This is a genomic window from Lysobacter capsici, assembly GCF_018732085.1.
In the GTDB taxonomy this organism is placed as follows: Bacteria; Pseudomonadota; Gammaproteobacteria; order Xanthomonadales; family Xanthomonadaceae; genus Lysobacter; species Lysobacter capsici_A.
The window spans coordinates 5704440-5716975 of the sequence record NZ_CP076103.1 but is presented as its reverse complement, the minus strand read 5'-3'; the positions used below and the strand labels follow the sequence as shown (position 1 = coordinate 5716975).

General features: G+C 68.0%; 10 protein-coding genes. 6 read left to right on the top strand and 4 right to left on the bottom strand.

Annotated elements, in window-relative coordinates; translation table 11 throughout:
- Nucleotides 1–124: 124 nt before the first annotated feature.
- Entirely contained in the window at nucleotides 125–1927 is a 1803-nt protein-coding gene (locus tag KME82_RS23750) for an XVIPCD domain-containing protein (protein WP_215496212.1), read from the top strand.
- Between the two features lie 126 nt (nucleotides 1928–2053).
- Here KME82_RS23750 and rho read toward each other — a convergent pair whose 3' ends face one another.
- Together rho and trxA are read right to left on the bottom strand one after the other, a co-directional pair.
- Nucleotides 2054–3847 (bottom strand): transcription termination factor Rho, encoded by a 1794-nt coding sequence (rho, locus tag KME82_RS23745; protein ID WP_430538868.1) that lies wholly within the window; start codon nucleotides 3845–3847, stop codon nucleotides 2054–2056.
- Nucleotides 3848–4141: 294 nt separating this feature from the next.
- Nucleotides 4142–4474, bottom strand: a complete 333-nt coding sequence (gene trxA / locus KME82_RS23740) for a thioredoxin (RefSeq protein WP_036113311.1) — start codon at nucleotides 4472–4474, stop codon at nucleotides 4142–4144.
- Nucleotides 4475–4731: 257 nt separating this feature from the next.
- On the opposite strand from trxA, the gene rhlB reads away from it, so the two are divergent.
- Nucleotides 4732–6537: an ATP-dependent RNA helicase RhlB gene (gene rhlB, locus KME82_RS23735; protein WP_215496210.1), complete on the top strand. Its 1806-nt coding sequence runs from the start codon at nucleotides 4732–4734 to the stop codon at nucleotides 6535–6537.
- 538 nt (nucleotides 6538–7075) lie between these two features.
- Here the strand turns inward: rhlB and KME82_RS23730 are convergent.
- On the bottom strand, nucleotides 7076–7516 hold the full coding sequence (locus tag KME82_RS23730) for a hypothetical protein (protein ID WP_215496209.1): 441 nt from the start codon (nucleotides 7514–7516) through the stop codon (nucleotides 7076–7078).
- A gap of 325 nt (nucleotides 7517–7841) precedes the next feature.
- Here KME82_RS23730 and ftsE point away from each other — a divergent pair, with 325 nt between their 5' ends.
- The 4 genes from ftsE to ung all read left to right on the top strand — a co-directional run bounded on the left by ftsE (nucleotide 7842) and on the right by ung (nucleotide 11486).
- A complete protein-coding gene (ftsE, locus tag KME82_RS23725; RefSeq protein ID WP_036113185.1) occupies nucleotides 7842–8528 on the top strand; it encodes a cell division ATP-binding protein FtsE in 687 nt (228 codons plus the stop codon).
- Nucleotides 8525–9523 (top strand): permease-like cell division protein FtsX, encoded by a 999-nt coding sequence (ftsX, locus tag KME82_RS23720; RefSeq protein ID WP_215496208.1) that lies wholly within the window; start codon nucleotides 8525–8527, stop codon nucleotides 9521–9523. The genes ftsE and ftsX overlap by 4 nt, the downstream gene beginning before the upstream one ends.
- Nucleotides 9524–9927: 404 nt before the next feature.
- Nucleotides 9928–10785: a response regulator gene (locus tag KME82_RS23715; protein WP_215499186.1), complete on the top strand. Its 858-nt coding sequence runs from the start codon at nucleotides 9928–9930 to the stop codon at nucleotides 10783–10785.
- Nucleotides 10782–11486 carry a uracil-DNA glycosylase gene (gene ung, locus KME82_RS23710; RefSeq protein ID WP_215496207.1) on the top strand — a complete coding sequence of 235 codons (705 nt, stop codon included), beginning with the start codon at nucleotides 10782–10784 and terminating at the stop codon, nucleotides 11484–11486. Before KME82_RS23715 ends, ung begins: the two co-directional genes overlap by 4 nt.
- A gap of 112 nt (nucleotides 11487–11598) precedes the next feature.
- Here the strand turns inward: ung and KME82_RS23705 are convergent, their stop codons facing one another.
- Nucleotides 11599–12225, bottom strand: a complete 627-nt coding sequence (locus tag KME82_RS23705) for a helix-turn-helix domain-containing protein (RefSeq protein ID WP_215496206.1) — start codon at nucleotides 12223–12225, stop codon at nucleotides 11599–11601.
- Nucleotides 12226–12536: the final 311 nt, after the last annotated feature.

The following is a 12536-nucleotide window of genomic DNA, read 5'->3' as shown; positions in this document are numbered from 1 at the left end:
CTGCATGGAAATCAGCGCGGAATTGCTCTCGTTCAGCGACGGGGGCATCATGCGAGTCCGCCCGCGGACCTGCCGCCGGCGCTCGGGGTCATGGGGATGACCCCTCCGACATGGAGCCGTGCATATGAATGCAGCAGTCGATTCGATCCTGGACGCCCACCTGCCGCGCAGCGATGCCGCCGCCCAGCCGCGTCATTACGCCGGGCAAGGCGCCGCGCAGGAACACGCGCAAACCTACACCGCGCTGCTGCCCGCCGACGCCGAGTGGTCGCGCGACACCGTGCTGCGCGCGTTCGTCGCCGATGCGCTGCAACGCAACGGCCAGGTGGTCGACGAGGACACGCTCGAAGCGACCATCGCCTCGGCGTCCGCGCCCGGCGGCGCGCTGGCCGATGTCGACCTGACCTGGAAACTGCATCCAGGCGAAACCCGCGCCGACGGCCGCGCCGCGCCGCCGTTCCACGGCTACGAAGTGGAGCTGCCGGCGAACGCGCAGAACGCGCTGGTCGAATATTCCAAGACCTGGTCCGCGGAGCGCGATGCCAAGGGGCCGGCGCCGGTCGACGAGCACCTGCGCGAACTCAAGCAACTCGCGGTCAACGGCGGCCACGGCGACATCACCCAGACCCTGGAAGCGCTGGACGCGGCGATCAAGTCCGGCAACGCCGCCCATCTCAACGGCCAGCCGCTCGATGCGGCGGCGATGGCCGCGGTGCTGGAGTTCGCCAACCGCACCGGCCGCGAACGCGAAGCGGCGAAGATCCTCGAGCGCTACAGCGCGATCAAGGACGTGGCGCACGACGTCAGGGACATCGGCCAGAACGCCGGCCGCGTGTTCAACGGCCGCGACCCGCTGACCGGCATGCCGCTGACCACCAACCAGCGCGTGGATTCCGCGTTCGACCTGCTCAACGGCGGCTTCAAGACCGTCGGCAACATCGGCAACATCGCCACGATGTTCGGCGCGCGCAACGCCGGGCTGGTCGGCGGCCTGATCGGCATCGCGCCGATCGGCATCGCGGTGGTGGCGTTCGCCGCCGGCGCCTTCGAATTGATCAAGCACGCGCGCGAAGCGCTGCTCAAGCCGCGCTGGGACGAGTTCCGCGAGCGGTTCCCGTTCGGCGAGGGCCTGGAACCCAAGCAGGCGATCAACGGGGTGATGCGCAACATCGCCGGCATGCCGACCGATGGCGCCAACGCGTTGTCCACCGCCACGCGCGTGCTCGAAGGCCTGGGCCAGAACCCGGAAACGCGCGAGCGCTTCCTGTCCTTCCTCAAGCAGAAAGTGCATCCCGAATCGCTGGTCGACGCCTTGGCTTCGGGTCAGGGCCTGGACAAGCTGACCACGCCGCAGGCGGTGCAACTGGCGCAGTCGGCCAAGGGTTCGGCGAAGGAGTTCCTCGATCTGGAGCTCAACGACGTCAAGCGCTACGTGCGCGATCGCGATGGCGAGCGCGAGCGCGGCACCTACCTGCTGCCGCCGGAACTGCGCGATGCGGCCAACCGCAACACCAACAAGGTCGGCGGCACGCTCGAGGAAGGCCTGCGCGTGGCCGGCATTCTCAGCAGCAGCGCGAACGCCTTGAACGGCCAGTACCGCGACATGCTCGACAAGGTCAAAGGCACCGAGATCCCGCAGAACCGGCTCAGCGAGCAGCAGCAGAAGAACCTGGCCGCGGCGCTGGTCCCGGCCGCGCGCGACGGCGGCCTGACCCAGGTCGACCATCTGCTCGCGAGCAAGGACGGCAGCAAGCTGTTCGCGGTGCAGGGCGACCTGCAATCGCCGGCGCGGCGCATGGTGGCGCTCGATGTCGCCAGCGCTTCGCATCAGAGCGTGGAGACGAGCAGCCAGCTCGCCGCGCGCCACACCGCCGCGACCGAAACGCCGACGCAGCAGCAGGCGACGCCGGGCGGCCGCGGGTTCTGATCGCGGGTCGCAGGTCGGACGTGCGTATCGATCGGTACGCACGTTCCCGGCCCGAGCGATCGCCGCAAACAAAAACGCCCCGCGATGCGGGGCGTTTTCTTTGCGGTCTTCGTCGATCCCGCGCGGTCAGCGCTTCATCGAACTGAAGAACTCGTCGTTCGACTTGGTGGTCTTCATCTTGTCGAGCAGGAACTCCATCGCGCCGATTTCGTCCATGCCGTGCAGCAGCTTGCGCAAGATCCAGATCTTCTGCAGCAGTTCGGGCTCGATCAGCAAATCTTCGCGACGGGTGCCCGAACGGTTGATGTCGATCGCCGGGTACACGCGCTTCTCGGCGATACGACGGTTCAAGTGGACTTCCGAGTTGCCGGTGCCCTTGAACTCTTCGTAGATCACCTCGTCCATCTTGCTGCCGGTGTCGATCAGGGCCGTGGCGATGATCGTCAGCGAACCGCCTTCCTCGACGTTGCGCGCGGCGCCGAAGAACCGCTTCGGACGGTGCAGGGCGTTGGCGTCGACGCCGCCCGACAGCACCTTGCCCGAACTCGGCACGACGTTGTTGTAGGCGCGGGCCAGGCGGGTGATCGAGTCGAGCAGGATCACCACGTCCTTCTTGTGTTCGACCAGGCGCTTGGCGCGCTCGATCACCATCTCGGCGACCTGCACGTGGCGCGCGGCCGGTTCGTCGAAGGTCGAGGAGACCACTTCGCCGCGCACGGTGCGCTGCATTTCGGTCACTTCTTCCGGACGCTCGTCGACCAGCAGCACGATCAGGTGCACGTCGGGATGATTGTGGGTGATCGCGGTGGCGACCTGCTGCATCATCATCGTCTTGCCGGCCTTGGGCGGCGAGACGATCAGCGCGCGCTGGCCTTTGCCTTGCGGCGCCATCAGGTCGAGGATGCGGCCGGTGATGTCTTCGGTCGAACCGTCGGCGCGCTCAAGCTTGAACTTGCGGCGCGGGAACAGCGGGGTCAGGTTCTCGAACAGGACCTTGTTCTTCGACGCTTCCAGCGGCTCGCCGTTGATGCTGTCGACGACCGACAGGGCGAAGTAGCGTTCGCCGTCCTTCGGGAAGCGGATGCGGCCGGACAGATGATCGCCGGTGCGCAGGTTGAAGCGGCGGATCTGGCTGGGCGAGATGTAGGTGTCGTCCGGGCCGGCGAGGTAGCTCGCCTCGGCCGCGCGCAGGAAGCCGAAGCCGTCGGGCAGGATTTCCAGCACGCCGTCGGCGGCGACGCCTTCGCCGTGGCGGGTCAGCACTTTCAGCAGGGCGAAGATCACGTCCTGCTTGCGCGCGCGGGCGACGCCTTCCTGGATGCTCAGCTGGTCGGCCAGATCCATCAGCTTCGGCGCGGGCATGCGCTTGAGGTCGCCCAGCGAGTACTGCGGGAAGCCCTCGGGCACCTGCGGGTGCGGACGCGGGACGAAGTTCTCGCCGTTGTCGAAATCGTCATTGCCGCCGCGCTGCTGCGGACGATTGTTGCCGCCACCACCGCCACCGCCACCACCGCCATTGCGATCGCGGTCGCGGCGGTTGCGGAAGCGGTCGCGGCGGTTGTTGCCGCCGCGGTTGGCGTCGTAGGCGCCGTCGCGCTGCTGGCCCTGCTGGTTTTGGCCTTGCTGGCCGCCGTTGCCGTCCTGGCCGTGCGAGGCGGACGAATCGCTGGCGCCGGAGGCGGCCGGAGCGGAGTCGCCGCCGGCATGCGCGGCCGGAGCAGGGGCTTTGGGCGCGACGGGCGCGCTGGAGGATTCGGGTGCGGCGGCGGCCGGAGCCGGGGCGGCGGGTGCGGGTTTGGCCGGCGCGGGCACGACAGGCGCTGGCGCGACGGGGGCCGGTTTGGCCGGAATCAGTGGGCTGGCATCGCTCACGACGGCCGGAGCGGCGTCGGCGGTTTTGCTGGCGCGCGGTTTACGCACGCGCTTCTCGGCGGTATCGCCAGCGTCGGGGGTCTTATCGGACAAGCGGAGGTTCCTCGCTAAGCGGCGAGCGCTCGCATCGGGCGAGCGGGACGTCAGGGACGTGGGTTGATGATGAGTATCTAGACGGGGTGCGGCGTGGGGACGCGAAGTCCGACGCCGGGTATTGCGAAACTAGCACTGCCGCCGCGTGGCGGCAAGCTTCCCGGGCTATACCGTTCACGTTGCCGGGCCGGGCCCGGAACGCACGCGCCCGGGGCGGGCGCATGCGTCACGCGGTTCAGATCACGCGCTTCAGATGGCCTTGTCGATCATCTGGGTGAGCAGCGACTTGATGTTCGGCGGCGCGCCCAGCTGGCTGGAATGGACCTGGCCGTCCTTGAACATCAACAGCATGGGAATGCTGCGCACGTTGTAGCGAACGCCCAGCGAGGGGAATTCCTGCACGTCGACCTTCACCACCTTGGCCTTGCCCTGGTACTGGTCGGCCAGTTGCTCGACGATCGGGCCGATCGCCTTGCACGGGCCGCACCACGGGGCCCAGAAATCGACCAGGACGGGTTCGGACGACTGCAGCACGGTGGCGTCGAAGTCGGAATCGCCAGCATGCAGAACTTTTTCGCTCACGGGGGTCTCCTGCGGGGGCGCGAGATCCATACGGATCAAGCTATTCTAGAATGGATCCCCGGGCGGCCCATGCCGGGCGGGGGCTTACGCTAAACTGGGGCGTTTCGCGGCACCTTCAAGGGCTGCGCCACGGCCTCATCGAGCCTGCCTTCAGAGTTCAACTCGGGCGCCGGCTCGGCCCCGGCAGTCTGCTTCGCCGACGCCACCCACGCAAGCGACACTCTACGGCGCCTGATCGGCGCGGACTTCTGAAACGCATGAGCGACAAGCCTTTAACCGATATCACTTTCTCCTCGTTCGACCTGCACCCGACCCTGTTGGCCGGCCTCGAAGCCGCCGGGTTCTCGCGCTGCACGCCGATCCAGGCCCTGACCCTGCCGCTGGCGCTGACCGGGCGCGATGTCGCCGGCCAGGCGCAGACCGGCACCGGCAAGACGCTGGCGTTCCTGGTCGCGGTGATCAACCGCCTGCTGACCAGCCCGGCCCTGGCCGAGCGCAAGCCCGAGGACCCGCGCGCGCTGATCCTGGCGCCGACCCGCGAACTGGCGATCCAGATCCACAAGGACGCGGTCAAGTTCGGCTCCGACCTCGGCCTGAAATTCGCCCTGGTCTACGGCGGCGTGGACTACGACAAGCAGCGCGAAATCCTGCAAAGCGGCGCCGACGTCATCATCGCCACGCCGGGCCGCCTGATCGACTACGTCAAGCAGCACAAGGTCGTGTCGCTGCACGCCTGCGAGATCTGCGTGCTCGACGAAGCCGACCGCATGTTCGACCTGGGCTTCATCAAGGACATCCGCTTCCTGCTGCGGCGCATGCCGATCCGCACCGAGCGGCAGACCCTGCTGTTCTCGGCCACGCTGAGCCATCGCGTGCTGGAGCTGGCCTACGAGCACATGAACGAGCCCGAGAAGCTCGTGGTCGAGACCGAGTTCATCACCGCGGCCAAGGTCCGGCAGAAGGTGTACTTCCCGTCCGACGAGGAAAAGATCCCGCTGCTGCTGGGCCTGCTGTCGCGCAGCGAAGGCGCGCGCACCATGGTGTTCGTCAACACCAAGGTGTGGGTCGAGCGCGTGGCGCGTTCGCTGGAGCGCGGCGGTTATCGCGTCGGCGTGCTGTCGGGCGACGTGCCGCAGAAGAAGCGCGAATCGCTGCTCAACAAGTTCCAGAAGGGCCAGCTCGAAATCCTGGTCGCCACCGACGTGGCCGCGCGCGGCCTGCACATCGACGGCGTCAGTCATGTCTACAACTACGATCTGCCGTTCGACGCGGAAGATTACGTGCATCGCATCGGCCGCACCGCGCGCCTGGGCGCCGAGGGCGACGCGATCAGCTTCGCCTGCGAACGCTATGCGATGAGCCTGCCCGACATCGAGGCCTACATCGAGCAGAAGCTGCCGACCGCGCCGGTCGACGCCGAACTGCTGGTGTCGCTGCCGCGCACGCCGCGCGAAGTGCCGGCGGGCGAGGAAGGCGAGGAAAACGAAAGCATCGGCGCGATCTTCAAGGAAGCGCGCGAACAGCGCGCGGCCGATGAAGAACGCCGTGGCGGCGGCCGCAGCCGCAGCGGTTCGGGCGGTCCCGGCGCCGGCCGTGGCGGGCGCAGCGAAGGTCGCCGCGATGGCGCGCCGCCGCGGCGTCCGCGCAGCGAAGGCGGCCCGGCCAGGAGCGCCGACGCCAAGCCGGTCGAAGGCGTTCCCGCGCAAGACGGCGCGCCGGCCGCGCCGCGTCCGCCGCGCAAGCCGCGGGTCGAAGGTGCGGCGGTCAATCCCGATGCCGCAACCGCCAACCCCACTGCCGCCGAAGGCGAACGCGCGCCGCGCAAGCGTCGTCGCCGTCGTGGCGGTCGCCGGATCGAAGGCGCCGAAGGCGCGCAGGCACCCGCGGCCGCGAATGCGGCGGCGCCGACGGCCAAGCCGGTTGCCGCCAACAAGCCGGCCGCGGCCAAGCCTGCGGCGGCGTCGGCACCGGCGGCGTCGGGCGACGGCAAGCCGTCGTTGCTGGGCCGGATCGGTCGCAAGCTCAAGTCGCTGGTCGCGCGTCCGCCGCGTACGCAGCACTGATCGGCGACGAATGCCTCGGTCGCTTTTATGCGGCCGGGGCTTCGGTTTCTCATCGGATGATTGCGATTGCGTCAGCTTTATAGCGCAGCAAAGTCAAACACCTAAAGCTTCCGCCACTAAAGCGGCGGGTAACTTTCTTTTGTCCGAAGCGACAACAGTACGTCTGGATTCCCTTCGGTCAAAAGTCACCGAAGAAAAACGCATTTCGCCAGAGCTCCCTTGCGAGTTCGGTGCGCGCGCAGGGATTTTTCGATAAGACATCCCTGTCTTATCGAAAAACGGCGCACGTCCTGTGCGCCGCCCTTCGGGCCTGCCTTGGTCTCGCGAGCTCGGTTCTGCGCTGGGCAAGAGCTAAGGTTGAAAGCGTGGCTTTTGGCTACAACCGTACAGAGTCAGGATCGGCCAAGAGCTGGATGGTTGCGCTTAGCTGTGCCGCAAACGCCGCGACAGTGAGGCACGCTGACTCGCCACTGCCGCCGCATTCGGCCAGCGAGGCTTGAACGAGGCTTGCGCCATCGCTGCGAGCTCATCGCCGGACTTATTGGGTGCGGCTCAAGAACACCGACCAGGTATTCGGCGAGGTTTCCAGCAACTGGAACACGTCCAGGTCGCCGTCGCTGTCGACGTCCAGCAACTGGTACTGGTTGCTGTGATTGGGCGAAGCCGGCCAGCCCACGCCGAACGAACCGCCTGCGTACGGCCAGGCCACGAACACGCCGCCGACGCCGGGTTCGAAATGGCCGCGGCGGCCGCTGCCAGCGGCGCTGCACCAGATCGTCATGCGGTAGTTCGGCACGGCGTTGGTGAAGAACGGAAACACGATGAAACGGGCGTTGCCGTAACCGGTGGAACCGGCCGGGCAGGCCAGGGTGCCGATGTTGATCGGCGCGTCGTACTGTTCGGCGCGCGCGCCGCCGCTGGGCAGCAGGCCCAGGGCGAGCAGGGCGGCGAGGGCGAGCGAGGTCTTGGTCGTGAGCATGGCGTCTGACTCCGTTGAAGGATGGCAAGCGGTTCCGATCGGCCCGGCGGGCCGAGGGCGTGCATTCCAATGTCGGACGTCTGCGGTGTTGCGAGTGCCGCGCGGGCAGGGCGTCGCGCGCGGCGGCGCGGCCCGTTGCGGTGTGGCCGTAACGGCAATGTCGCGGTCGTGAAGCGGGTGCCGGCCTGTGGCGCCCGCGAGGGCGGCCGGTCGATGTCGTCGATGCGCGTCCGCGTGGCTGCGACGACCGCAGCGCGAACATAGGCCAAACGCAAAAGCCGAAACGTGATGATTTCCGGCGATTCGCTCTGCGATACTCCCGTCCATGACCGTATTGCGCTTCGACAACGTCAGCAAACGCTACAGCAGCGGCCACGAGGCCTTGAGCGAAGTCAGCTTCGAGGTGGCCCCGGGCGAAATGCTGTTCGTGACCGGCCACTCCGGCGCGGGCAAGAGCACCTTGCTCAAGCTGATCCACCTCAGCGAGCGGCCCAGCCGCGGCGCGGTGCTGTTCGGCGAGCGCAATCTGCTCAAGGTCGGCGGGCGCCGCATCGCCCTGCACCGGCGCGAGGTCGGCGTGGTGTTCCAGGACCACCGCCTGCTCGCCGATCGCAGCGTCGCCGACAACGTGGCCCTGCCGCTGTTGCTGCGCGGCCTGCGCCGCGCCGACATCGGCCGGCGCGTGCGCACGACCCTGGAGAAAGTCGGCCTGGGCGCGCGCGCGACCGCGCTGCCGGGCGAGTTGTCGGCGGGCGAGCAGCAGCGGGTGGGGATTGCGCGGGCGATCATCGGCGAACCTCGCCTGTTGGTCGCCGACGAGCCCACCGGCAACCTCGACCCGACCCTGTCGGCCGAGATCATGACCTTGTTCCAGTCCTTGCCCGAGCGCGGCACCAGCGTGCTGGTCGCCAGCCACGATCTCGCGTTGGTCAAGCGCATGCGCAAGCGCGTGCTGGTGTTGAACCACGGCCGCCTGGTCGACGATATCGCGCCCGAGGACCTGGCCGAATGAGCAGCGTGAATCCTTCCGGGGCGAATTCAGATCCGGTTGCCGGCGCCGACCGCGAGATCGACATCGCGATCGATGCCGCGCCGCAGTCGCGTTTCGGCGCGTGGCTCGATCACCATCTCTACAGCCTGGTCGCCAGCCTCGGCCGCCTGCTGCGCAAGCCGTGGGCGGCGCTGCTGACCATCGGCGTGATGGCGGTCGCGCTGGCCCTGCCGCTGGGCCTGTGGGCGGCGTTGAACAACGTCGAACGCTTCGCCGGCGACGTCCAGCGCTCGCGCCAGATCAGCGTGTTCCTCAAGCCCGAGGTCAAGCTCGATCGTGCCCGCGCCCTGGCTGAGGAATTGCGCGCGCGGCCGCAGGTCGGCGCGGTCGATCTGCGCACGCCCGAACAAGGCCTGGCCGATCTGCGCGAGAAGAGCGGCCTGGGCGACACGCTGTCGGCGATCGAGGGCAACCCGCTGCCGAGTCTGCTGGTGGTGACGCCCAAGGGCGACGAACTGGCCCTGGCGCAATCGCTGGAGCAACTGGCCGAGGCCGATCAGGTCCAGCACGACGCCGGCTGGCGCCAGCGCCTGGACGGCTGGCTGCGGTTCGGCAGCCGCCTGGCCTGGGTACTCGCGGCGATGCTCGGCCTGGGCGCCTTGCTGGTGGTCGGCAACACCGTGCGCCTGGACATCCAGTCGCGGCGCGACGAAATCGGCGTGCTGCAATTGCTCGGCGCCACCGACGGCTTCATCCGCCGTCCGTTCCTGTACCTGGGCGCCTGCTACGGCCTGGCCGCCGGCGCGGTCGCGCTGGCCCTGCTGACCGTGGCCGACCACAGCCTGCGCGAGCCCTTGACCGCGCTGGCGCTCAGCTACGGCAGTCACTTCCAGTTGCAGGGCTTCGACCTGGGACCGGCGCTGGCGATCCTGACCGGCGCCGCCGCGCTGGGTTGGCTGGGCGCGGGGCTGGTGACCGGGCATTACTTGCGTCAAACCCGCGCCGGGCAGGGCTGAGCCGGCCGCGGAGCCCGCCGAGTTTTTCGTGGGAGGGGCTTGAGCCCCGACGCTCTTCGCTCAGGTCGCCATGGCAATGGGGCGAGATCGGGCCGAAACCATCGGCTTGAAGCGCTTGCCGCAAACGCCGTAGCCACCCAAGCGCGACCCGCGCGCGTTTCGAAGCGCCGTCGGCGCATCCGGCCGAGCGCGGCCCGGCCATGGCATCGCCGCGGCACCGCGTGCCGCAACTCGACACAAGGCCGGTTTCGCCGACACACGGTTGCCATGATGCTGCGCAAGGCTCGGAATCGAACCCCGCTTGCGCCTAGAATCGTGCTCCCCCGCATGATCCTCACTCGGTTCCGCGCCGGCGTCCCGCGCCCCGCCTGTTCCGCGTCGCCGAGACGGTATTGTCCACACGTATGCACAGCCAGAATCTTCGCCACTTCGATAACACCTCGCCCCGCGTGATGGTGGTCGACGGTTCCAAACTGGTCCGCAAGCTCATCGCCGATGTGTTGCTGCGCGAATTGCCCAACGCGCGCATCGTCCAGTGCGGCAGCATCATCGAGGCGCGGGTCGCGCTCGATCACGGCGAAGTCGATCTGGTCACCACCGCGCTGGTCCTGCCCGACGGCGACGGCATCGCACTCGCGCGCGCGGTGCGCGAGGCGGCCACCCAGGCCTACGTGCCGGTGATCGTGGTGTCCGGCGACGCCCAGTCGCACCTGGAAGCGCGCCGTTTCACCGAAGACGTCACCGACTATTTCGACAAATCGCTCGGCCCCAGCGCGCTGGCCGAATTCATCCGCGGCTACGTGCAGCCGCAGGCGATTCCGGGCGCGCGGGTGTTGTACGTCGAAGACAGCCGGGTGGTCGCGGTCGCGACCAAGCGCATGCTCGAACGCCATTCGCTGCAGGTGCTGCATTTCATCGGCGTGGAGGAAGCGCTGGAGCATCTGGAGGCGCACCGCGCCAGCGGCACGCAGGGCGGCGACGCCGGCGCCGATCTGGTGCTGACCGACGTGTATCTGAAGGGCGAGCTGGGCGGCAAGGACCTGCTCGCTCGGCTGCGCAACGACTTCGCCTACGGCAAGCGCCGTCTGCCGGTGCTGGTGATGACCGGCGACGCCAACCGCGACAACCAGAGCGAATTGCTGCGCGCCGGCGCCAACGACCTGGTGCTCAAGCCGATCGAGGAGCGTCTGCTGGTGACCAAGACCTTGTTCCAACTGCGTCTGGCGCGCCTGTCCGAACCGGTCGCGGCGGTGACCGCATGAGCGACGGCGATCGCGGCATCAAACTCGAACCCTCGTGGAAGCAGCGCGTCGGCGACTGGTTCGCGCGCGACGACATGCAGGCGCTGTCGGCCTTCCTGCGCGAGCGCAAGGCCGCGGGCGCGCGGATCTTCCCGCCGGGGCCGCAGATCTTCGCCGCGTTCGACGCCACGCCGTTCGAGCAGGTGAAGGTGGTGATCCTCGGTCAGGACCCGTACCACGGTTACGGCCAGGCCCACGGCCTGTGCTTCTCGGTGCTGCCCGGCGTGTCGGTGCCGCCGTCGCTCGACAACATCTTCAAGGAAATCCACCGCGACCTCGGCATCGCCCGGCCCGATCACGGCTATCTGATGCCGTGGGCCCATCGCGGCGTGCTGTTGCTCAACGCGGTGCTGACGGTCGAGGAAGGCCGCGCCGGCGCGCACCAGGGCAAGGGCTGGGAAGGCTTCACCGATCACGTGGTCGACGTGCTCAATCGCGAACGCGAAGGGCTGGTGTTCCTGTTATGGGGCAGCTACGCCCAGGCCAAGGGCAAGGTCATCGACCCGCGCCGGCATCGGGTGCTCAAGGCGCCGCATCCCTCGCCGCTGTCGGCGCACCGCGGGTTCATCGGCTGCGGGCATTTCTCCGCCGCCAACGAGTACCTGTCCAAGCAGGGCCAGCCCGCGATCGACTGGACCCTGCCGCCGCGCAGCGCGCTATAGCCCCGCGCTCGCTCAGGCGCGCTTTCGCCGCCTGGCGCATGCGCCTGCGTAGCGCCGAACGACGCGGAGCCGCGCGCCGGCAGCGGCGTTGCCCGCGCCGCCCGCGCTTTTTTCAGGCTTCGTCCTGACTGGCCATCAACGACGCCAGCAGTTCCTCGTTGTCGTCCGACGAGCACACCGCCAGCACCGTGGCCGCGTCGCAGCCCTCGGCCAGCACATAGGCCTGGCCCATGTTCGAGTCGATGTAGCTGCCTTCGCCGGTCTGCAGCACCGTGGTGTCGTAGTACTCGGTGTGCAAGGCGACCGCGCCTTCGAGCACGTACACGAACTCCTCGCCCGAGCGGCGCACGAAGCCGCCGAATTCCTTGAGGTTGCGCGCGCGGATGTGGCTGATCACCGGCGTCATGCGTTTGCGCCGCAGTTCCGAGCACAGGTAATAGGAGTCGTAGTTCTTCCCGGTCACCCGCATCGCGTCGCGGATGCGGCCGATGCTGCGGCGGGCGGTGACCGTGCGGCGTGGCGGCGTGGGGGTTTCGGCGAACAGCTCGGACATGCTGATGTCCAGCCGCTGGCTCAGTTGCAGCAGCTTGTCGTAGGTGAGCGACAGCCGGTCGTGCTCGATCTTGGACAGGGTCGACAGCGGGATTCCCGAGTGGTGGCTCATCTGTTTCAACGTCCACTGGTTGCGGGCGCGCAGCGAGCGCAGCAGGCCGCCGATGGTCGGTTGTTGCGACGTCATCCTTATCTCCGGGTTGGCGGCGAGATCTGGACTGTCGGTCGGGACGAGGCCAACGGATATCGCCGGGACATCTGGGCGGTTTGAAGACATCAGCAAGTCATGCGATGTCCGCAGATAAAACGTACGCGGATCCGACTTGTTAAGTCTCTGTAGGAGAACTTTCTCACATTTAGTGATGCCTTGCTCCGTATGGCCTCGTTGGCTCCCTCTGTCTTCGGTGGCGTTGAGATAGGACCGCTGCTTTGCATCCTTGCGCAAGGGCCGTGGCGATCGATCGGCAAAGTCTTTCTTGACGCGAAAAATCGCTTCGG